Annotated in this window: 21 protein-coding genes; 10 read left to right on the top strand and 11 right to left on the bottom strand. The window is 70.8% G+C overall.

All coding sequences use genetic code 11. From position 1 onward, the window contains the following. Positions 1-103 precede the first annotated feature (103 nt). The 4 genes from ACYSUO_RS41460 to ACYSUO_RS41445 all read right to left on the bottom strand — a co-directional run bounded on the left by ACYSUO_RS41460 (position 104) and on the right by ACYSUO_RS41445 (position 4,384). A complete protein-coding gene (locus ACYSUO_RS41460) occupies positions 104-1,576 on the bottom strand; it encodes a DEAD/DEAH box helicase (protein ID WP_461781379.1) in 1,473 nt (490 codons plus the stop codon). Between the two features lie 125 nt (positions 1,577-1,701). Continuing rightward, entirely contained in the window at positions 1,702-1,905 is a 204-nt protein-coding gene (locus ACYSUO_RS41455) for a cold-shock protein (protein WP_447032552.1), read from the bottom strand. A gap of 291 nt (positions 1,906-2,196) precedes the next feature. Continuing rightward, a complete protein-coding gene (locus ACYSUO_RS41450; RefSeq protein ID WP_461781378.1) occupies positions 2,197-3,315 on the bottom strand; it encodes a fatty acid desaturase family protein in 1,119 nt (372 codons plus the stop codon). 7 nt (positions 3,316-3,322) lie between these two features. Continuing rightward, positions 3,323-4,384: a ferredoxin reductase gene (locus ACYSUO_RS41445; protein WP_461781377.1), complete on the bottom strand. Its 1,062-nt coding sequence runs from the start codon at positions 4,382-4,384 to the stop codon at positions 3,323-3,325. Between the two features lie 87 nt (positions 4,385-4,471). On the opposite strand from ACYSUO_RS41445, the gene ACYSUO_RS41440 reads away from it, so the two are divergent. Beyond that, a complete protein-coding gene (locus ACYSUO_RS41440; protein ID WP_461781376.1) occupies positions 4,472-5,623 on the top strand; it encodes a helix-turn-helix domain-containing protein in 1,152 nt (383 codons plus the stop codon). Positions 5,624-5,662: 39 nt separating this feature from the next. Next, complete coding sequence (locus ACYSUO_RS41435; protein ID WP_461781375.1) at positions 5,663-6,001, top strand: thioredoxin family protein; 339 nt, start codon at positions 5,663-5,665, stop codon at positions 5,999-6,001. Between the two features lie 16 nt (positions 6,002-6,017). On the opposite strand, the gene cutA is transcribed toward ACYSUO_RS41435, so the two are convergent. Beyond that, positions 6,018-6,344 (bottom strand): divalent-cation tolerance protein CutA, encoded by a 327-nt coding sequence (cutA, locus tag ACYSUO_RS41430; protein WP_461781374.1) that lies wholly within the window; start codon positions 6,342-6,344, stop codon positions 6,018-6,020. A 28-nt stretch (positions 6,345-6,372) separates the two neighbouring features. Then, entirely contained in the window at positions 6,373-7,635 is a 1,263-nt protein-coding gene (locus ACYSUO_RS41425; RefSeq protein WP_461781373.1) for a PucR family transcriptional regulator, read from the bottom strand. A gap of 178 nt (positions 7,636-7,813) precedes the next feature. Between ACYSUO_RS41425 and ACYSUO_RS41420 the strand changes: the two genes are divergently transcribed. Beyond that, positions 7,814-8,680 (top strand): SGNH/GDSL hydrolase family protein, encoded by an 867-nt coding sequence (locus ACYSUO_RS41420; RefSeq protein WP_461781372.1) that lies wholly within the window; start codon positions 7,814-7,816, stop codon positions 8,678-8,680. Positions 8,681-8,730: 50 nt separating this feature from the next. After that, a complete protein-coding gene (locus tag ACYSUO_RS41415; protein WP_461781371.1) occupies positions 8,731-9,153 on the top strand; it encodes a DUF6003 family protein in 423 nt (140 codons plus the stop codon). 6 nt (positions 9,154-9,159) lie between these two features. On the opposite strand, the gene ACYSUO_RS41410 is transcribed toward ACYSUO_RS41415, so the two are convergent. Then, complete coding sequence (locus ACYSUO_RS41410; protein WP_461781370.1) at positions 9,160-10,320, bottom strand: magnesium and cobalt transport protein CorA; 1,161 nt, start codon at positions 10,318-10,320, stop codon at positions 9,160-9,162. Positions 10,321-10,439: 119 nt separating this feature from the next. Between ACYSUO_RS41410 and ACYSUO_RS41405 the strand changes: the two genes are divergently transcribed. After that, complete coding sequence (locus ACYSUO_RS41405; protein ID WP_461781369.1) at positions 10,440-11,543, top strand: winged helix DNA-binding domain-containing protein; 1,104 nt, start codon at positions 10,440-10,442, stop codon at positions 11,541-11,543. Between the two features lie 20 nt (positions 11,544-11,563). On the opposite strand, the gene ACYSUO_RS41400 is transcribed toward ACYSUO_RS41405, so the two are convergent. Both ACYSUO_RS41400 and ACYSUO_RS41395 read right to left on the bottom strand, forming a co-directional pair. Then, positions 11,564-12,208, bottom strand: a complete 645-nt coding sequence (locus ACYSUO_RS41400) for a LysE family translocator (protein WP_461781381.1) — start codon at positions 12,206-12,208, stop codon at positions 11,564-11,566. Between the two features lie 132 nt (positions 12,209-12,340). Beyond that, entirely contained in the window at positions 12,341-13,147 is an 807-nt protein-coding gene (locus ACYSUO_RS41395) for a helix-turn-helix transcriptional regulator (RefSeq protein WP_461781380.1), read from the bottom strand. A 147-nt stretch (positions 13,148-13,294) separates the two neighbouring features. Here ACYSUO_RS41395 and ACYSUO_RS41390 point away from each other — a divergent pair, with 147 nt between their 5' ends. Beyond that, positions 13,295-14,836, top strand: a complete 1,542-nt coding sequence (locus ACYSUO_RS41390; RefSeq protein WP_461781368.1) for an AMP-binding protein — start codon at positions 13,295-13,297, stop codon at positions 14,834-14,836. Positions 14,837-14,999: 163 nt separating this feature from the next. Then, on the top strand, positions 15,000-16,562 hold the full coding sequence (locus ACYSUO_RS41385) for an FAD-dependent monooxygenase (protein WP_461781367.1): 1,563 nt from the start codon (positions 15,000-15,002) through the stop codon (positions 16,560-16,562). On the opposite strand, the gene ACYSUO_RS41380 is transcribed toward ACYSUO_RS41385, so the two are convergent. Continuing rightward, positions 16,498-17,175 carry a ScbR family autoregulator-binding transcription factor gene (locus ACYSUO_RS41380; RefSeq protein ID WP_461781366.1) on the bottom strand — a complete coding sequence of 226 codons (678 nt, stop codon included), beginning with the start codon at positions 17,173-17,175 and terminating at the stop codon, positions 16,498-16,500. The genes ACYSUO_RS41385 and ACYSUO_RS41380 overlap by 65 nt on opposite strands. Before the next feature lie 145 nt (positions 17,176-17,320). Here ACYSUO_RS41380 and ACYSUO_RS41375 point away from each other — a divergent pair, with 145 nt between their 5' ends. Then, positions 17,321-18,166 (top strand): NAD(P)H-binding protein, encoded by an 846-nt coding sequence (locus tag ACYSUO_RS41375; RefSeq protein ID WP_461781365.1) that lies wholly within the window; start codon positions 17,321-17,323, stop codon positions 18,164-18,166. A 48-nt stretch (positions 18,167-18,214) separates the two neighbouring features. Here ACYSUO_RS41375 and ACYSUO_RS41370 read toward each other — a convergent pair whose 3' ends face one another. Further along, positions 18,215-19,195, bottom strand: coding sequence for a ScbA/BarX family gamma-butyrolactone biosynthesis protein (locus tag ACYSUO_RS41370; protein WP_461781364.1), 981 nt, complete (start codon positions 19,193-19,195; stop codon positions 18,215-18,217). A gap of 314 nt (positions 19,196-19,509) precedes the next feature. On the opposite strand from ACYSUO_RS41370, the gene ACYSUO_RS41365 reads away from it, so the two are divergent. Together ACYSUO_RS41365 and ACYSUO_RS41360 are read left to right on the top strand one after the other, a co-directional pair. Next, positions 19,510-19,701, top strand: coding sequence for an acyl-CoA carboxylase epsilon subunit (locus ACYSUO_RS41365; RefSeq protein ID WP_461781363.1), 192 nt, complete (start codon positions 19,510-19,512; stop codon positions 19,699-19,701). A 125-nt stretch (positions 19,702-19,826) separates the two neighbouring features. Further along, the coding region (locus ACYSUO_RS41360) for an acyl-CoA carboxylase subunit beta (protein ID WP_461781362.1) at positions 19,827-21,191 on the top strand (1,365 nt) is incomplete at its 3' end.

Raw genomic sequence — 21,191 nt, 5'->3', positions numbered from 1 at the left:
GCCGGCCCCCCCCCCGGCACCTGGGGGTTTCCGGCGGTTTCTGGGGTGTGTGTTTTGGTGCGGGCCGGGCCCCGCGAGCCCGGCCTGATCCAAACGACAGACCCTAGGCCGCGGCGTTGATCGAGGACCGGCGTGCGGTTGCGCGCCGGTCCGCTGCTGCGGTGCTGCGGCGGCCGCGGGAGGACGTGCCGCGGCCGCGCGGACGCCGCTCGGCCACCGGCGCGGTGATCTTCACGGGAATGCCCGAGGGGGCCTGGGCGCCGGTGATCCGGCTGAGTTCCTCGTCGCCGGAGCGGACCTGGCTGGTCTGCGGGACGATGCCGGCGGCGGCCATGAGGCGGGTCATGCCACGGCGCTGGTTGGGGGTGACCAGGGTGACGACGCTGCCGGACTCCCCGGCCCTCGCGGTACGGCCGCCGCGGTGGAGGTAGTCCTTGTGGTCGGTGGGCGGGTCGACGTTGACGACGAGGTCGAGGTTGTCGACGTGGATGCCGCGGGCGGCGACGTTGGTGGCCACGAGCACGGTGACGTGTCCGGTCTTGAACTGCGTCAGCGTACGGGTGCGCTGCGGCTGGGACTTGCCGCCGTGCAGGGCGGCGGCCCGCACCCCGCTGTCCAGCAGGTCCTGCGTCAGCCGGTCGACGGCGTGCTTGGTGTCCAGGAACATGATCACCCGGCCTTCGCGCGCGGCGATCTCGGTCGTCGTCCGGTGCTTGTCGGCGCCGTGGACGTGCAGCACGTGGTGCTCCATCGTGGTGACCGCGCCCGCGGACGGGTCGACGGAGTGGACGACCGGGTCGGTGAGGTAGCGGCGGACCAGCAGGTCGACGTTGCGGTCGAGGGTGGCGGAGAACAGCATCCGCTGGCCCTCGGGACGGACCTGGTTCAGGAGCGCGGTGACCTGGGGCATGAAGCCCATGTCGGCCATCTGGTCGGCCTCGTCCAGGACGGTGATCGCGACCTGGTTCAGCCGGCAGTCGCCCCGGTCGATGAGGTCCTTGAGGCGCCCCGGCGTCGCGACGACGACGTCGGCGCCCCGGCGCAGCGTGTTGACCTGCCTGCCGATCGGCATGCCGCCGACGAGGGTGGCCAGGCGCAGCCTCACCGAGCGGGCGTAGGGCGTGAGCGCGTCGGTCACCTGCTGTGCCAACTCACGCGTCGGCACCAGGATCAGGGCCAGCGGCTGTCCGGGCTCGGCGCGCTGTCCGGCGGTGCGGGCCAGCAGGGCCAGGCCGAAGGCGAGGGTCTTGCCGGAACCGGTGCGCCCGCGGCCGAGGACGTCGCGGCCCGCGAGGGTGTTGGGGAGGGTCGCGCCCTGGATCGGGAAGGGGGTGCTCACGCCTTGCGCGGTGAGCGAGGCCAGCAGCTGCTCGGGCAGGTCGAGGTCGGCGAACGCCTCGACGGCGGGCAACGCCGGCGTGACCGTCTTGGGCAGGGCGAACTCGCCCTGCACCGCCGCGGGCCGTCGGCCCTGGCCGCCGGTGCGGCTCGGCCCTCCGGAACGGCGCGGAGCGGCGGTCGAGCCGAAGCGGCCGCCGGGGCGGGCGGAGCGATTGTTCGTACGCGAGGGGTTCATTCAGAACCTTCCTTGATACGGCACGCATCAAGGAATTCTCGCGGCAGAACAACAGCGCGGGGAATTGCAAGAACGGGCCGGATGGAATGCGGCAGCAGATTTGTCCTGCGGTGAACGCGCGAGAGTCAGGCGAGAACGATGTTCTCCGCCGTCGGGCCCTTTTGGCCCTGCGCGATGTCGAAGGTGACCTTCTGGCCTTCGAGAAGCTCACGGAAGCCCTGGGCGGCGATGTTCGAGAAGTGGGCGAACACGTCGGCGCCGCCACCGTCCTGCTCGATGAAGCCGAAACCCTTGGCCGCGTTGAACCACTTCACAGTGCCGGATGCCATGTCATATCTCCTCTGGGGCTGCACGCCGGAACCCGTAAGCCACGGATACCGGGTCGCCGAGATGATGCCCCGACCGGAAAATGAACCGGAAATACAAAACGCTTCCTTCGGTTGAATTCACCGAAGGAAGCGTTGAAGTTTTTGGGAACCACAACTGCAACTGGAGTCGACAGTAGCACGCGTAAGTGGGTCCGCGGGTGGTGAATAGTTTCGCTCTACTCGTCACGGAAAACACGCTGTCAGCGCGGCGAACCAAACTCTCGTATCGCGGTCACAGATATTGACCGGCATTCAGGCCGCGACGAGTTCCCGCTCGCGGTCCGGCGTCTCGACCTCGGTCTTCTTGTTCGGCAGCGAGAGCCGGAAGACCTTGTGCCACGCGGAGAACACCTGCTTGGGCAGCGGCCCGCTGACGTACTCCAGCTCGTACTTCTCGAACAGCGCGCGCACCTTCACCGCGACCTCGGCGTACCGGTTGCTCGGCAGGTCGGGGAACAGGTGGTGCTCGATCTGGTGCGACAGGTTGCCGGTCATGAAGTGCATGGCCTTGCTGCCGCTGATGTTCGCCGAGCCCATCATCTGGCGCAGGTACCACTGGCCACGCGTCTCGCCCTTGATCGACCGGCGCTCGAAGACCTGGACGCCCTCGGGGAAGTGCCCGCACATGATCACCGAGTGGGACCAGATGTTGCGGACCAGGTTCGCGGTGAACGTGGCGCCGAGCGTGGGCAGGAACGACGGGCCCGAGAGCAGCGGGTGGATCACGTAGTCCTTGAGCACCTGCTTGCGGATCTTGCGGCCCACGGCCTTGGCCCGCTCGCGGAACTCCGGGTTCTTGCGGCGGCGCTTGTGCAGGTTCTTGCCGAGCTCCAGGTCGTACGCCGCGATGCCGTACTCGAAGAAACAGGCGTTGAGGAAGTTCCACAGCGGCTGGCCGAGGTGGAACGGGTGCCACTTCTGGTCCTCGTCGACGCGCATGATGCCGTAGCCGAGGTCGTTGTCCTTGCCGATCACGTTGGTGTACGTGTGGTGCAGCTCGTTGTGCGAGTGCTTCCACTGGTCGGACGGCGAGACGTGGTCCCACTCCCAGGTGGTGGAGTGGATCTTCGGGTCCCGCATCCAGTCCCACTGGCCGTGCAGGATGTTGTGGCCGATCTCCATGTTGTCCATGATCTTCGCGACGGAAAGACCGGCGGTGCCGAGCAGCCATGCGGGCGGGAAGATCGAGAACAACAGCACGCCCCTGCTGACCATTTCGAGCGTGCGCTGCGCCGAGATGACCTTGCGGATGTACGCGGCGTCCTTCTCTCCGCGTCCTGCGATCACCTCGTCGCGGATCGCGTCGAGTTCGCGGCCCAGCTCCTCGATCTGCTCGGCGGACAGGTGGGCGGTGGGGTCGATGGCGGTCAAAGTACTCCTACCGTTCGATGTCGCAGGGGCCCGCCGCGGCGGACACGCAGGTCTGGATGAGGACGCCGGGCTCGGCCTCGGTGATCTCGCCGGTGCGCAGGTCGCGGACGGCGCCCGCCTTGAGCGGCGTGACGCAGCCGAAGCAGATGCCCATGCGGCACCCGGAGGGCATGAGGACGCCGGCCTCCTCGCCGACGTCCAGCAACGGCGTGGCGCCGTCCGCGTCGACGGCCTTGCCGGTGGCGCTGAACGTGACCTCGCCGCCGTCGCCGGTGACGACGATGCCGGGGCGGAAGCGTTCGGTGTGCAGGCGCTCAGGGACGCCGTGCTCGCTCCAGTGCTTTTCGGCGGCGTCGAGCAGGCCCGCGGGCCCGCAGGCCCAGGTCTCGCGCTCGGCCCAGTCGGGGACGAGTTCGTCGAGGCGGGCGATGTCGAGCGTGCCGTCCGTGTCGGTGTGCACCTCGGTGAGCCGCAGCTTCTTCTCCGCGGCCAGGTCGTGCAGTTCGTCGCGGAAGATCACGTCCTGCGGCCGCGGCGCGCAGTGGACCATGACCACGTCGTCGAACTCGGTGTCGCGCAGCATGCCCATCACGGGCGTGATGCCGCTGCCGGCCGTCAGGTAGAGCACCTTGGCGGGCTTGGCCTGCGGCAGCACGAAGTCACCGGTCGGCTGGTCGAGTTGGACCAGTGTGCCCGGTTTCGCCCTGCGGACCAGGTGGTTGCTGACCTTGCCGTCCGGGATCGCCTTCACGGTGATCGTGACGCGGCCGTCCTGTCGGTGGCGGTCGGTCGGCGAGGTGACGGAGTAGGCACGCCACAGGCGCACCCCGTCGACGTCGATCCCGATCCGCACGTACTGACCGGCTCTGTGGCCGCGCCAGCCCCGGCCCGGCCTGATCACGACGGTCGCGGCGTCATCCGTCTCGGGGTGCACGGCCTCGATGCGCCCGCGCAGGTCGGCGCCCGCACGCAGCGGGCTGACCAGGTCCAGGTAGTCCGACGGCAGCAGCGGCGTCGTGACCATTTCCAGCAGTTTCCAAGCCCTGCTACGAAGGGCTGTACTCGTCATGGCTCCAGCCTGCTGTGCCTCAGGGCGTAAAGTCCTGACCGCAGGACGTAAATCTGGCAGGCTGAATTGTTCGCAGGGAACAAAAACGTGAACCATGCAATCCGGAGGGCCAGCGAACTGGCCCTGGACGAGACGACGGTCACCGCACTGCGGGCCGAGCTGAGGGCCACCGCCGACGAGATCGTCCAGGCGATCATCGACGAGGTCCCTTCCTACGCCAACGCCCTCTCGGGCAGCATGGGCGGCACCATCCGCCGAGCCGTCCGCACTGCCCTGGGGCACTACCTGGACCTCGCGAGCGGGAACGTCACGGGCGGCAACGGCGGGGACGCGGCCTACGAGTTGGGCCGCGGCGAGGTGCGCGACGGCCGTTCGATGGACGCCCTGCTCAGCGCCTACCGCGTCGGCGCCCGCGTGGCCTGGCGATGCCTGGCGGCGGGTGCCGTACCCGCAGGGCTGCCCGCCGCCGAGGTCGCCAAGTTCGCCGAGCTCACCTTCGCCTACATCGACGAGCTGTCCGCCGCGAGCGCCGCGGGCCACGCCGACGAACTGGCCGCCCGGGGCAGGGCCCACGAGCGCCACCTGGAACATCTGGCCCGCGACCTCCTCGCCGGCGCGAGCCCGGACGTGCTGCTCGCCTCCGTTCAACTGGCCGGGTGGCAGCCTCCGGAATCGCTGACCGCGGTCCTGCTGCCCGCCGCCCAGACCCGGCCCGCCTACCGCACGCTCGACCCGAGCACCCTCGTCCTCGACGATCTGCCGGACGCCACTGGTGTGCTGCTCGTCCCCGACGCCGACCGGCCGCATCTCCTGCGGCAGCTGACCGGCCGCACCGCCGTGGTCGGCCCGGCCCGGCCGTGGGCCCGGGCGTCCGCCTCGTACGCACGAGCCGTACGCGCGCGCTCCCTCTCCCCGGACATTCACGACACCGAGGACCACCTGCCGGAGCTGGTGCTGAGCGCCGACGCGGACGCGTTCGCGGACCTGCGGGCCCGGGCCCTCGCACCGCTCGGGGCCTTGCCCGTCGCGACCGCGCGGCGCCTTGAGGAGACGCTGCGGGAGTGGCTGCTGCACCAGGGCAGGCGGGACGAGGTGGCGGCGGCGTTGTTCGTCCATCCACAGACGGTCCGGTACCGGATGTCGCAGCTGCGGCAGCTGTTTCCGGATCTCGCGTCGCCGCAGCGGGTCCTCGAGCTGACGCTGGCGGTCGGTCTGCGCGAGGGACGACGCGGGGGATGATGGGGACGGAACGTGAAGCAAGTGAGGCTAGGGGCTTCCATGACGAAGCGGGTTCACCGACCCCGTGAGGACGCGGAGTTCGATTTCATCCTCGGGATGAGCGGAGTTCCGGTCCTCGCGTACTTCACCGGGACGTGGCCCAAGGCGATCGAGCCCTGCCGCGTGATGGACCTCGTCGTGGGTGGCATCGCCGACGAGTGCGAGGACCGCCTGACGGTCGTCCGCGCCGACATCACGCGTTGTCCGGCCGCGACCGAGCGATACGGGATCGCCGGGGCCCCGTCCTGCGTCCTGCTGAAGGACGGGGAGGCGGTGGCGCACGGCGCGGGGCCCATGAGCACTGCCGAGGTACGGAAGCTCCTGGACGGCCACCTCTGAGCGCTGCCGGATCCCGCTACTGCGGGTGCGTCTCTTCGACCACCCAGGAGAGGTACGCGTCGGACCCTCCGGTAACCGGCAGGGTGATCCACTCGGGAACGTCGTACGTGTGCTCGTTCGCCACCCAGGCCTCCAGCTCCGGGAGCCGGTCAACGGTGGTCTTGTAGGAGACCCGCCACTCCCGGTCGGTCTCGATCGCACCCTTCCAGCGGTAGACCGCGCTGATGGGCGCGTCGATGTGGGCGCACGCCGCCAGCCGCATCCCGACGGCTCCCCGAGCCAAGCCCTTCGCGCGCTCTTCGTCGTCGATGGTGGTCTGCGCGATCACGATCTCGCCGGCCATACGGATACCTCTCGGGTGCGGGGCAGCCTCAGTGGTGCCCGGTGTCGGGGGCCTGCCGCAGCGTACGGCAGGTGAGTGCGGCGTGGAGGGTGGGTACGTCGGCGGGGCGGGTGGCGTCCAGGCCCGTCAGGGCGGTGATCCTACGCAGCCGGTAGAGCACGGTGTTGGGGTGCACGTTGAGGTTCTGGGCCGTGCGGCGTCGGTCCGCGTCGTGCCGCAGGTAGGTGCTGAGGGTGAGCAGCAGGTCGGTGTGGCCGTGCAGGGGGTCGAGGAGCCGGGCCATGTGGTCGCGGGCCGGGCCCGGCCGGGAGAGCTGGTACTCGATGGCCAGGTCCTCCAGCCGGTAGAGGCCGGGCGGCCGGGCCGAGGCGGTGGCGATGTGGGTCAGTTCGGCGGCGACGGGGCACGCCTCGGGGATGTCGCGGGGGAGCGCGGGGACGGCCGCGGCGTGCACGGGGCTGCCGGCGGCCCGCTCGAGGTGGGTCGTCAGCTGTGCGGTGTGGTCCCAGTGGGCCGGGGTGAGGCCGTCGGGATCGGTCTCGCAGGGCAGCAGGGCGATTCCGCCGTCGGCGGTGAGTGAGGTGAGCGCGGCACCTCGGGTGTGCAGGTCGAGTTCGGTGCGTACGCGGCGGAGCTTGCGCTGAGCGGCGACGGCCGGGTCGACGTCGGGGGCCCGCTCGTCAGGGTGCGGGGCGAGGGACAGGGAGAGGACCAGGTAGCCGGGCGGCAGGGTGAGGCCGGCCCCGCCCGCGGTCGCCGTGTCGGCCCGGCCCTCCAACAGGGCGTTGAGCAACAGCTGTTGGGCGCTGTGTCGCTCTCCGGCCGTGGACCGCATCTCCTGGAGGTAGCCGGCCGTGACGGCGGTGGTGACGAGTTGCAGGTACTCCAGGATCAGCCGGTGCAGCGTGGTGAGAGCCGCCAGGTCCTCGCCGCGCGCCCTGGCCGCGACCTCGTCCACGCACAGGCGGGCGCCGAGGAAGTAGGCGGCCACCACCGCCTCGGCGGGCAGTCCTTCCTCGGCGCGCCGCGCGGCCGAGCCGCTCAGCTCGGCGAGTTGCTCGGGGCCGGGCATCGTGCCGTCGGCCAGTACCTGGGCGAAGCCGTTGATCCCGCGCCGGACCATGCGCGTGACGTCGCCCGTGAGCTGTTCGGCGGGAAGCGTCCCGTAGACGGGGAGCCGCACCCGCAGCCGTTCCACGACCTCCCCCTGGAGCCGGTGCAGGGAGCTCAGGAGGTAGTGCTGGAGGTCTTCGCCGCCGACGGTGATGACGTCGGGTTTGTACGCAGCCACAAAACACCTCGCGAAACGCTGTTCTCCCGACCGGAAGCGGGGAGCCAGTGCGCCGACATGATGTATCCCACCACAAACTTACCGGCCGGTAAACGGCATGTCCGCCTGTCTGCCGCCGGGCGAGAACCGCGTCCACCGGTGCGCTCGCGCGCACCACCACCCACCCCGAAGGAGCCCCGTGTCCTCCCGTTCGCGCGCCGTGCTGACAGCCGTCATCTCCGTATCCGCCCTGGCGACTCCCGCCGCCGTCCCCACGGCCACGGCCGCGGACGCCGACCCCCTCGACTACGTGGCGATGGGGGACTCGTACGCCGCCGCCCCGCTGGTACTCCCGACCGACACCTCCAACCTCTTGTGTCTGCGTTCGCTGGCCGACTACCCGCACATCGCGGCCAAGGCGCTCGGCGCGAAGCTGACCGACGTCAGCTGCTCGGGCGCCACCGCCGAGGACTTCAGTAAGGCCCAACACCCGGGAACCGCACCCCAATTCGACGCCCTCGACGAGGACACGGACGTCGTCACCCTCACCATCGGCGGGAACGACACCAACCTGGTCGCCGCGACCCTCCGCTGCGTCAACGTCGCGGCCAAGCCACTCGGCAGCAGCTGCGCCGCCGCGTACACCAAGGGCGGCGTCGACACACTCAAGTCCGACATCGACGCCTGGGCACCGAAGTTCGCGGCCACCCTGGACCGCGTCGACGAACTGGCCCCCAACGCCGACGTGTTCGTCATCGGATACGGCAACTACATCCGCCCCGGCGGCTGTTTCCCCACCCAGCCCATCTGGGACGTCGACGCCACCTACATCCAGAACACGGTCAACCACCTCGGCGCCACGTTGAAGAAGACGGCTCGGGCACACGGAGCGACGTTCGTGGACACCTACTCCCTCGGCGTCGGCCACGACAGCTGCGCGGCCCCCGCCGACCGCTACCTCGAAGGCCTGATCCCGACCCACGTCGCCGCCCCACTGCACCCCAACGCGGCCGGTTCAAAGGCCATCGGTGGAGCCGTCGCTGCGGCGGTGGGGGCGTCCTCGTAGGTAGCATCAGTGAGCCCGCTGAGGTTCGATCGAGAAGGCGATTCTGCGAGATGTCCGATGACGCGTACCTGTTTCTTCTTCCGGACCGCCGGCCTCGGCTGGGGGCTCCGCTGGCTGCCGTCGGCGACCTGGAGTGCGCCGAGACGCCTGCCGTACGCGGGTGGCTGAAGGCGCATGGCGTCTCGGTGACGTCGGATCAGGTCAGGATCCTTCCGGCGCAGGCGAAGGTCTTCCTGCCCGAGGGTGCGGAGCACCTGCCCGTTCCGCTGAGCGAGGAGGAAACCCTGCGGGTCGAGCAGGAGTGTGCCCCGCAGTCGGTCACGGACATGGAGAGCGAACTGCTGGAGTTCCGGCAGGCGACGCAGGGCTGGGAGGCGCTCGTGCACCGGGCGCTTGCGGCAGGAGTTCCCGCCGAACGGATCGCCCGGCTGACCGGTCTGGACCCTCAGGACATCGGTCACCTCATGGCGTGAGACGCCTCAGAGCCAGTCGCGGCGCTTGAAGATGAAGTACAGGCTGACGCAGACCGTGGCCATCAGGGCGATCGAGAGCGGGTACCCGAGCACCCAGTGCAACTCCGGCATGTGGTCGAAGTTCATGCCGTAGACCGTGCCGACGAGGGTCGGGGCGAAGAGGATGGCGGCCCAGGAGGAGATCTTCTTGATCTCCTCGTTCTGCTCGAAGCCGGCTTCCGCCAGGGCCCGCATCTCCGCGTTCTGCTGCTGGGTGACCAGGGTCGCGTTCACCGTGAGGATGTCGGCGAGGGCCTGGCGGAAGGAGTCGACGCGTTCGCTGGTGTGCGTGACGTGGTCGGCGACGTCACGGAGGTAGCGCTGGAGCTCCTCGTCCGTGCCGTACTTCGCGAAGCCCGCCATCAGGGCGTGCAGCATGCCGACCAGGGGGCGGGTCGCGCGCTGGAACTCGACCATTTCCCGGGAGAGTTCGTAGATGCGGCGCGAGACGGCGGGGGCGCCGGAGAAGACCTCCGTCTCGATCTCGTCGACGTCGTTCTGGACGCCGGACACCACGGGCGCGTAGCCGTCGACGACCGCGTCCAGGATGGCGTAGAGGACCGCCTCCGGGCCGAGCCGGAGCAGGTCGGGGGTCGCTTCCATGCGGCGACGGACCGCCGAGAGGTCGGGGGCCGCGCCGTGCCGGACCGTGATGACGAAGTCGGGGCCCACGAACACGTGCAGCTCGCCGAAGTCGACCTCCTCCTGCGCGTCCAGATAGCGGGCCGCGCGCAGGACGACGAAGAGGGTCTCGCCGTAACGCTCCAGCTTCGGGCGCTGATGCGCCTCCAGCGCGTCCTCGACCGCGAGGTCGTGCAGGTCGAACTCGGCTGCCAGCGACTTGAGTTCCGAGTCGGAGGGGCGGGCCAGGCCGATCCACGCCATCGTGCGCGGCTTCTCGCGCAGCTGCCGGTAGGTGTCCGTGAGGGTCTCCGGCGTCGCGACCCGCACCCCGTCCCGGTACAGCGCCGCGTTCACCACGGTGTCCTGGTCCTGCGGCGCCGGCGCGGTCGCGGGCGCGGTCGACGGATCGGCGGGCGGGGGCGCCTGGTCGGTCGAACGGCGCCAGGAGTAGCGGCGCGCCCCACCGTGCTCGTTCCGGTCGGCTCGTCCCTGCCGTCGTGGCATCGCCGCCTCCCTCCATGGTTACGCTGCCTGGGTCCCCGGCAGCGTAACCAGCGAAGGTGACGTCACGGTGCAGCGCATCGCGGACGGCATCCGACCTAATTCCCCGTTACCTTCCCCGTATGACGACGAAGCCGATGACCGCCCGCGCCCTGGGGCGCGCCACCCTGCAGCGGCAACTCCTCCTCGAGCGGAGTCCGTTGAGTGCAGAGGACGCCATCGGGCGGCTGGTCGGGCTGCAGGCGCAGGAGGTCAGACCGCCGTATCTCGCGCTCGCCGCGCGCCTCGCCGACTTCATCCCCGCCGCCCTCTCCACCGCCCTGGAAGAGCGCCGCGTGGCCCGGCTCGTCACCATGCGCTCCACCATCCATATGCACACCGCCGACGACTGCATGACGCTGCGCCCCCTCGTACAGCCCGCCCGCGACCGGGAGTTGCGGATGTTCCGCAGGGGCCTCGTCGGCGTCGACCTGGACCGGCTCACCGACCTGACCCGGCGCTACGTCGAGGAGGAGCCGCGCACCCCCAAGGAGATCCGGGAGCTGCTCCTCGGGCACTGGCCCGACGCCGACCCGCAGGCCCTCACCATCGCGGCCCGCGGCTGCCTTCCCCTCGTCCAGGTCACACCGCGCGGCCTGTGGCGGCGCAGCGGCGGGGTGCGGCTGACCACCGCCGAGCAGTGGCTCGGCAGGACCACCGAGCCGACGCCCGCCCCGGACGACACGATCCTGCGCTACCTCGGCGCCTTCGGGCCCGCCTCGGTGAAGGACTTCCAGCAGTGGGCCGGCATCACCCGGACCAAGGAGGCCTTCGAGCGGCTGCGGCCCCGGCTCGTGACCTTCCGCGACGAACACGGCGTCGAGCTGTTCGACCTGCCCGACGCGCCCCGCCCCGACGAGGACACACCCGCGCCGCCGCGCCTGCTCGCCGAGTTCGACAACCTCCTCCTGTCGCACGCCGACCGCACCCGCGTGATCCACGAGGCCGACCGGGGCCGCAACTGGCAGGTGAACACCGCCTACCTGACGTTCCTCGTCGATGGCTTCCTGGCCGGGCTGTGGACCCTGAAGGAGAACGGGGACGCGGGGAGCGCGCTCACCCTCGAACCCTTCCGGAAGCTCACGCGCGTCCAGCGGGACGAACTCGTCGCCGAAGCGGAGCGCACCGCCGCCGTCCTGGAAGTCCCGGGACCGGTCACCGTGGACTTCGGCACCGTCCGCACCTGAACCGGGGCCGTACGCGCTCCTCAGTCCGCGCGGCCCGTCGCCGCCACCGTCACGCCGAGGCCTATCAGCGCGAAGCCGCCCGTCCCGCCGATCATCGAGAGCCGCCGGTCCGAGCGCGCGAACCAGGTGCGCGCCGCCGACGCCGTGAGCCCCCACAGTGTGTCGGTGACCAGGCCAATGGAGATCGGGATCAGGCCCAACAGGAGCATCTGCGTGCTGACATGACCCGCGTCGTGGTTCACGAACTGGGGGAGCACCGCCGCGAAGAACACGATGCCCTTCGGGTTCGTGATCCCCACGAGCACTCCATCGGCCACCGTGCGCAGATCGCCGCGCGGTGGTCCCGCCGGGCCCCGGATGTCCGAGGCCTTCAGGTCGCGCCGGTGCCGGAACGCCTGCACGCCCAGGTACACGAGGTACGCCGCGCCCGCCAGCTTCACCGCCAGGAACAGCGTCGCCGACCGCTCCACGAGCGCGCCGATCCCGAGCGCCACCGCCACCACCAGCAGGTACGAGCCGACGACATTGCCGAGCGCCGTCGCCACCGCCGTACGCCGCCCGTGCGCCAGCGCCCGTCCGATCACGAACAGCACGCTCGGCCCCGGAACCACGATCACCAGCAGCGACATCGCCGCGAACGCCAGATACCGGTCCATCGACACCATGCCCGCCATGGCCCTCGCCCCCTCCCGCCTCGTCCCTCACAGCACGCAGAACCGCATGCAGATCCCCACGCAGACCATTGAAGCCCACGCCACTGACAACCGCCGGGCCCCACCATCGGCCCGCCGTCACCCCTACGGCAAGAGCCCCGCCCGCCGAGCCGCCACCACGGCCTCTCCCCGCGTGTGCGTCCCCAACTTCCGCATGGCCGAGCGGAGATACCCCTTCACGGTCTCCGGGCGCAGGCCGAGCCGCTCGCCCGCCCCCGCGTTCGTCGCACCCGCCGCCACGCACGCGAGCACGTCCACCTCGCGCGGCGTGAGCCGCACCGGCGCCTCCGCGGGGCGCACCGGATCCGATGCCAGGGCCAACTTGCCGCACACCGCGAGCAACTCGCCCCGCAGCCCGGGATCGACGAGCTTCGGCGCGAGCGCTCGCAGCGCCCCGTGCGCCTCCCGGATCTCCTCCCACGCCCCGGCGTCCCCGGCGGCCGGGGCCCGTGCCACGGCCAGCAGGGACTGGACCTCGTCGCGCACCACCAGCGCCTGCTCCACGTCCCGCGCCGCCGCCATCGCCGCGTCGAGCGCCCGGTCGCCGAGTGGCCGGGCCGCGCGCAGCGCCCCGTACAGGACGCCCCGCACCCGGCGCCGTACGACGACGGGCACCGCGAGGACCGAGTGCAGGCCCTCGGCCGCGACCGGGGCGTCGTACTCGTGGCTGATGTGCCGCGAGCCCTGGTAGTCGGTGACGGCGCACGCCCTGGCGAGGCCGAGCGCCTTGCCGCCCAGACCGTTGCCCGCCACCACGCCGAGCCCGCGCAGCGAATCGGTCGCCGCCCCGCTGAGTTCGGCGATCCGCACCTGCGACGCGCCGGTGGTCAGCCCGCCGAACGCCACGGGAAGCCCCGTGCCCCGGCGCAGCCGCACCAGAGCAGCCCGCATCTCGACCGCCTCGGCCGTTCCTGCGCCCACCGTCCATCACCTCGCCGCGCACCGTTCACCCCCGTATGGGGGTGGTGAGACCTGTGTCACTCCCTACACGATGGCAGACACGGCCCGCGACGGTACGACTGTGAAGAGGCGACGACGATGCGTGTACCCATGACCATCACGGATTTCCTGGAGCGGGCGGAGCTCGGCTTCCGGGACGGCGTCGGCGTGGTGGACGAGCCGAGCCAGCCCGCGCCCGCCGTCCCCACGGCGACGTACGGGACGTTCGCCGAGCGGGTCCGGGCCTGGCAGGCCGGGTTCGACGCGCTGGGCGTGGGGGAGGGGGAGCGGGTGGCGGTGGCGAGCCACAACTCGGCCCGCCTCCTTGAGCTGTTGTTCGCGCTCCCGATGAGCGGGCGGATCTGTGTGCCGCTCAACTTCCGTCTGAAGCCGGACGAGGTCGAGTACATGACGCGGCAGAGCGGCGCGTCCGTCTTCTTGGTCGATCCGGAACTGGACGGAGCGCTGTCGGGCGTCAAGGCGCGACACCGTTTCGTGCTCGGTGAGCAGACGGAGACGGAGCTGATGCGCTTCGGTGTCGAGCCCCGCCCGTGGTCCGCGCCGGACGAGGACGCGACGGCGACGATCAACTACACGTCCGGCACGACAGCCCGCCCGAAGGGCGTGCAGCTGACCCACCGCAACATCTGGGTCAACGGCCTGACCTTCGGCCTGCACACGCGGGTGTGGGAGCGGGACGTCTACATGCACACGCTGCCGATGTTCCACTGCAACGGCTGGGGCATGCCGTACGTGATGGCCGGCCTGGGCGTGAAGCAGGTGGTGCTGCGGAAGGTGGACGGCGCGGAGATCCTGCGCCGGGTGGACGAGCACGGGGTCACGCTGATGTGCGGGGCGCCGGCGGTGTGGAAGGCGGTCCTGGACGCGGCGGTGGACTGGCGGGGGCCGGTGCCTGGCCGGGACCGGGTGCGGGTCGTGTGCGCGGGCGCACCGCCGCCGAGCAGGCTGATCCAGCGCGTGGAGGAGGAGTTGGGCTGGGAGTTCACGCAGATCTACGGCCTGACGGAGACGTCCCCGCTGCTGACGTTCAACCGCACCCGCCCGGACGACGCGCACCTGCCCGGTGAGGAACGGGCGCGGAAGCTGGCGCGGGCGGGACTGCCCGCGCTCGGGGTGAAGCTCGACGTCTCCGGCACGGGCGAGGTGCTGGCCCGGTCGAACACGGTCCTGGACGGCTACTGGGACAAGCCCGAGGAGAGCGAAGTCGCCCTGGAGGACGGCTGGTTCCACACGGGCGACGGCGGGACGGTCGACGAGGAGGACGGCCACCTGACGATCTCGGACCGGAAGAAGGACGTGATCATCACCGGTGGCGAGAACGTCTCGTCGATCGAGGTGGAGGACGTGATTTTCCGGCACCCGGCGGTGGCCGAGGTGGCCGTGATCGGGGTGCCGAGCGAGAAGTGGGGCGAGACGATCAAGGCCCTGGTGGTCCTGGCGGAGGGCGAGTCGGTCTCGGAGGCGGAGATCGTCGCGCACTGCAAGGAGCGGATGGCCGGATACAAGGCGCCGACCAGCGTGGAGTTCCGGGACTCGATCCCGCGGACGGCCACCGGGAAGATCCAGAAGTTCAAGCTGCGCGAGCCGTACTGGGACGGGTTGGAGCGGGGCGTGAACTAGCACGTGAACCGGCACGTGAACTGACCCGTCGGCGGCCGGCATTTCGGTGTTCGGCCGCCTGCCGGTGCCTGGTCTGCTCCATGCCATTGAAAAGAACCATCCAACCGGTTTATTTTGCACTCACAGGCGTTGCTGGCGAACGCCAGCGTCAGGGGGGCGTGTGGTGAGTCGTACGCATGTGCAGGTGGCCATCGTCGGCGGGGGGCCGGTGGGGCTGTGTCTGGCCGCGGAACTGGCGGCGTCGGGGGTGCGGACCCTCGTGGTGGAGGCCCGTACCGAGGTGTCGTCGAGGCCCAAGGCCACCACGCTCCATGCCCGTTCGGTGCAGTGCCTGGTGCGGCGGGGGCACTTGGGCGGGCTGGCGTCCTCGCAGGGTGCGCGCACGTCGCCCTTCCACTTCGCGGGTATCCCGGGGCTGGCCATCACGGCGCCCGACGGCGAGCCCGAACCGGTGCTCAAATGCCCCCAGGCGGACCTGGAACGGCATTTCGAGGAGCGGGCGCGCGCGGCGGGGGCCCGTGTTCTGCGGGGGGTGTCCGTCACGGCCATCCGTCAGGAGCACGACGCGGTGCGCATCCACGCGCAAGGCCCTCAGGGGCGCCTGAGTTGGCGCGCCCAGTACGTGGTCGGCGCCGACGGCGCCCGCAGCACCGTGCGTGAACTCGCGGGCTTCGGCAGCCGGTCGTATCCGGCGACCGCGTCGGCGATGATGGGGCACGCCCGGCTCGTGGACCCCGGCGCGTTGGTGCCCGGCTGGCATCGCACCCGCCGCGGCTGGCTCGTGGTGAAGAACGCGGGGGACGGGTTCGTGCACCTGAGGACCCTCAACTGCCTTGCGCCGCACGAGGATCGGCATCAGGAACTCACGGCCGATGAGCTGTGCGCGGAGGTGTCCCGCATCGCCGGGCGGGAGATCCGGCTCGCGGACGCGCGCTGGCTCAGCCGGTTCAGCGACTTCGCACGCCTGGCGCAGACGTACCGCATAGGGCGGATCCTGCTGGCCGGTGACGCGGCGCATGTGCACTTCCCCATCGGGGGCCAGGGGTTGAGCACCGGTCTTCTGGACGCGGTGAACCTGGGCTGGAAGCTGGCCCTGACGGTGCACGCGGAGGCGGACGAGCGGCTGCTGGACTCCTACGACCGGGAGCGAAGACCGGCGGCCCAGCGGGTCGTGGACAACACGCGGGCCCAGCTCGCCCTGATGCGGCCGGGCAGCGAACTCGACCCGCTGCGCACGCTGATCGGGAATCTCCTGATGGCCGAGTCCGAGAGCGGGCTGAGCGCCATGGTCAGTGCGCAGGACACGCTGCTGCCGTACGGGGCGGCCCCCGCGTCGGCCTTCGAGGGAAGGTTCCTGCCGAACGTTGCCCTGCGCACGGTGCAGGGCCCCACCGATGTGATCCGGCTGCTGCGCGGGTCGGGCCGGCTGCTCCTGCTCCTGCTGGGGGAGCGGGGAGCCGAGTACGCCGGGGCCGCCCGCGCCTGGCCCGGGGCGGTGAGCGTCGTGCGGGCCGAACCGGCCGCGGGCATCACCAGCGACGCCGTCCTGCTGCGGCCGGACGGATACGTCGCCTGGGCGGCCGGCGGTGGATCGCTGGAGAGCGTGCTGAGGTCCTGGCTGGGGCCGGGGCGCGAAGCGGTGGCCGGCCCCGCGGACACACTCAGCCGGCCGCCGCGGACACGGACTCCCGCTGACTCTGTTCCCGCAGTTCCTGCAGCTCCGTGAAGACCTTCTCCCCGCGCCCGTCCGCGAGGTCGACGGAGGCGAGCACGGAGGACAGCGCCACACTGGGCAGCAGGTGGCGCAGCAGGACGGAGATGCGGTGCTGAAGATCCTGGTAGTCGCACAGTGCCTGGGACATGGCCTGGACGCCCGCGAACGAGCCCACCATCACACCGGCGGTCTCCTTCGGCTGCACGTGGGGGAGGAGTTCACCCTGTGCGTGGGCGGCGTCGAGGGTCTGCGTGATCGACTCGGCCCAGCGCTCGAAGGCGACGCTGCGGTCGAGGCCGAGCGCCTGCTGGTCGAGCGAGAGCCGCACCCCGGCCCGGACGATCGGATCGGTCTGCAGCCGGTAGGCGTGCAGCATGCCGATGTCGACCAGTTGCTGCACCTTGCAGGCGCGGGGGACGGACATGTCACCGTCCTGCGCCGACAGCACACCCTGGGCGAGATGCTCCTTCGACTGGAAGTGGAAGTAGAGGGCGCCCTTCGTCACGTCGGCCGCCGCGAGGATCTCGTTGATGGTGGCTGCCTGGTAGCCCCGTTCCTCGAAGACGACGGCGGCCGCGGAGAGGATCGCCTGTCGCGTGCGGATCGCGCGGTCCTGCATCGCCATGTCCGCTCTCCTTACGCGTGCCCCTGAGGCACCACTAAAAAAACCGTCCAGTTTGTATTCTGTGAGCGTACGTCATCGACCGGCAGCCCCGCATCCCTGAGATGTGACGGCTCCGTGAAGGCCGTGCGCCGGAAACGAGGTCATCGTGATTGTTGTGACGGGAGCCACCGGCGTCATGGGGCGGCAGGTCCTGGCGGCCCTCGCCGGACATCCGGTGCGTGCCCTGGTGCGTGACCCTGCCAGGCTCGGGGCGGTGCCGCCGCAGGTCGACGTGGCGATCGGCGACTACGCCGACAGTGCCTCCCTTGAAGCCGCGCTCAAGGGGGTGACCAGTGCTTTTCTCGTGACCAACCGGGTCACGCACGACGACGACGGCGCCTTCTTGAAGGCCGCGCGCGCGGCCGGGGTCGGACGGATCGTGAAGCTGTCGGCGGCTTCCGTCACGGACGCGGCGGCGGTCGACGCGATCACCCGGTGGCAGCGCGCGACCGAGGAGGCGGTGCGCGGCTCGGGCCTGGAGTGGACGCTGCTGCGGCCGCGTGCCTTCATGTCCAACACCTTGGCGTGGGCCCCCGAAGTGAGAACCGGGCGGACGGTTCGCGTCCTGGCCCCGTCGGGCCGCAACGCGTGCGTGGACCCGCGGGACGTCGCCGAGGTCGCGGCGCTGGCCCTGACGCGGGACGGGCACGACCGCCGCGCGTACACGCTGACGGGGCCGCGGCCCCTGACGTCGACCGAGCAGGCCGCGGAGCTGGCGTCCCAACTGGGGCGAGAGGTGGTCATCGGGGAGCTCTCGGACGACGACGCCCGCGAGCGGTGGGCGCGCCGCCATCCCCCGGCCGTGGTCGAGGCGCTGATCGAGAGCGCGTCGCGGCAGGGCCGGGACGCCAAGGTGGCGGTCGACCCGGCCCTGCCGACGCTGCTCGGCCGGCCGGCCCGCACCTACCGGACCTGGGCCGCCGACCACTTGGACGCCTTTCGCGCGATGTGAACGGGGGCCGGCCGCTATCGCGTGAGGAGCGGCCGGCGTCCCGCCCGGTCAGGCGAGCGGCACGTCGGCCGTCACGGTCGCGGTGAACACGCTCTCTCCGTCCTGGTGCGCGCACACCAGGACCTGGGGCCCCGCGGGCCCGTCGGGCAGCGGGGAGGCCTCGACGACGCACGGTGCGTCCAGTTCCACGTAGCGCAGGAACCGGCTGGCCATCGACCGGGGGAAGGCGCCCTGGCCGAGGGTGGCCACCGTGGCCTGGCGGGCCGCTTCCAGGAGGACCATGCCGGGCACGTGGTCGCCCTGGTGGTCGAAGAGCACGGGGTGGCGCGTGTCCGAGCGCAACACCCACCGCGCGGGCCGCTCGGTGGGGGAGAGGACCACGTCCATGGGTGAGGTGCGGCCCACGTTCTGGGGCGCCATGGGTGCGCTCAGCGGCAGGGGGGCGCCGGGCTCGTCCAACTGGCGCCCGCGCAGCCGCCGATAGACCGCGGGTGAGGTGCAGGTGCAGGAGCCGCCCGCCGTGGCGACGATGCGGCCGTCGCGGCGGAACGTCGCCTCGTAGCGGATCCCGGCCAGCTTCCCGCGCCGCCAGGTGACGTCGTGACACGTGATGTCGAGTTCCACGGTGGCGGGGGCCGAGCCGACGCTCAGGTGCTCGGGCCGGACGTCGATGCTCATGTCCCACATCAGGAAGTGCTGGTCGAGTTCGACGCCGAACTCCGCGTGGGCGAGCAGGATGGCGGCCTGCCGGAAGCTCTCGGCGACGATGAGCGGGTCGTGGCGCTCCTGTACGGGGCTGAAGAAGCTGTGCCCGCGGGGCCACTGGCCCGACACCGCGAAGTGGGTGTCGTCGATCCGGCGCCAGCCGGTCAGCAGTACTTCGGCGACGCTCGCCCGGTGCACCAGTTCCTTGGGCACGGTCGTGGTCAGGGTCGGGAAGCGGAGGTCCATCGCCCGGAGGGGCTGCCCGATGGTTGCCTGCGGCGCGGCGGTGACGGGCGGCTCGGTGCGGAACGTGGTCACAGACATGCTTCCCCCTGGGCGCGTGGGCCTGATGGCGGCTGGTGTGCTCGCCGATGACAGGAAGATACTGACCACCCGGTTTTATTTCCAGAGGCTTCCTCGAAAACATCTCAGCGGGAAATGGACCCGGAACCTCCAGGTCGCGGGCTCGCCCGGCGGCGGGCGTGGGCGGATCGCCCCAGGTGGCCGTGGTTGTGCGGATCAAGGGTGGCTGCCGCGCTTCTCAAGGGGTGGAGGTCCGTCCCTCCAGGGAGGCCGGAGCGGTTCTCGAGTTTGCTGCCGCACGGTGGCCTCACTGTCGCGGGTGAGGAGGACTGCCGGTGAACAAGGGGACAACCGCGCTGCTGCGCATCGAGAGGGGTGCGGCCGACGAGGCCGAACTCGCAGCTCTGACAGCGGTGTTGCTGATGATCGGTCGTGCGCGCGGAGCGGCGGAGGTGGCCACGGAGGACTTCTGTTCCTCCGGGTGGGAAACGCCTCGGGGCTTCGTGCCGCCCGGCAGCTGGTGCTGATGTCGCGGTTCAAGTGATCTTCAAGGTGATCACCTTTAAACCGCGCAAGCGGTTTGTTAACGTTCACGTGCGTATCCGGGCCCGGGCCGCCTCGGTCCAGTCCCGGGAGAGGATCTGACATGGCGATGACGACCACTCTTGCGCGCTCCGACGCCGAGCGGTCCGGTGCGCACGGCCGCACGGCGGAACTGCACGCGATCCGTGCGCAGGCACTGGCCGGGCCCAGTGAGAAGGCGACCGCGGCCCAGCACGCGAAGGGGAAGCTGACGGCGCGCGAGCGTATCGAGCTGCTCCTGGACGAGGGTTCGTTCAACGAGGTCGAGCAGTTGCGCCGGCACCGGGCGACCGGCTTCGGCCTGGAGGCCAAGAAGCCGCACACCGACGGTGTCATCACCGGTTGGGGCACGGTCGAGGGCCGCACGGTCTTCGTCTACGCGCACGACTTCCGGATCTTCGGCGGGGCGCTGGGCGAGGCCCACGCCACGAAGATCCACAAGATCATGGACATGGCCATCGCGGCCGGTGCGCCGCTGGTCTCCCTGAACGACGGCGCGGGCGCCCGCATCCAGGAGGGTGTCTCGGCGCTCGCCGGTTACGGCGGCATCTTCCAGCGCAACACGAGGGCGTCCGGCGTCATCCCGCAGATCAGCGTGATGCTCGGCCCGTGCGCGGGCGGCGCGGCTTACAGCCCGGCGCTCACGGACTTCGTGTTCATGGTCCGCGAGACCTCGCAGATGTTCATCACGGGCCCGGACGTCGTGAAGGCGGTCACGGGTGAGGAGATCACCCAGAACGGCCTGGGCGGCGCCGACGTGCACGCGGAGACGAGCGGTGTCTCGCACTTCGCGTACGACGACGAGGAGACCTGCCTCGCCGAGGTCCGCTACCTGCTGTCGATGCTCCCGCAGAACAACCGGCAGGCACCCCCGCGCGTGGCCAACGACGACCCCGTGGACCGGCGTGGCGAGGTGCTGTTGGATCTGGTGCCCGCCGACGGCAACCGCCCGTACGACATGACCAAGGTGATTGAGGAGCTCGTCGACGACGGCGACTACCTGGAGATCCACGAGCGCTGGGCGCGCAACATCATCTGCGCCCTGGCCCGGCTCGACGGCCAGGTCGTCGGCATCGTCGCCAACCAGCCTTCGGTCCTGGCCGGTGTGCTCGACATCGGGGCGAGTGAAAAGGCGTCCCGCTTCGTGCAGTTGTGTGACGCCTTCAGCATTCCCATCGTGACGCTGCTCGACGTCCCCGGCTTCCTGCCCGGCGTCGACCAGGAGCACGGCGGCATCATCCGCCACGGCGCCAAGCTGCTGTACGCGTACTGCAATGCCACCGTGCCCCGGATTTCGCTGATCCTGCGCAAGGCGTACGGGGGCGCGTACATCGTCATGGACTCGCAGTCCATCGGCGCGGACCTCACCTATGCCTGGCCGACCAACGAGATTGCGGTGATGGGCGCGGAGGGCGCGGCCAACGTGATCTTCCGT

Source organism: Streptomyces sp. UC4497 (assembly GCF_054871485.1).
The sequence above is the reverse complement of the archived record's forward strand: the minus strand, read 5'-3'. Positions and strand labels throughout refer to the sequence as shown.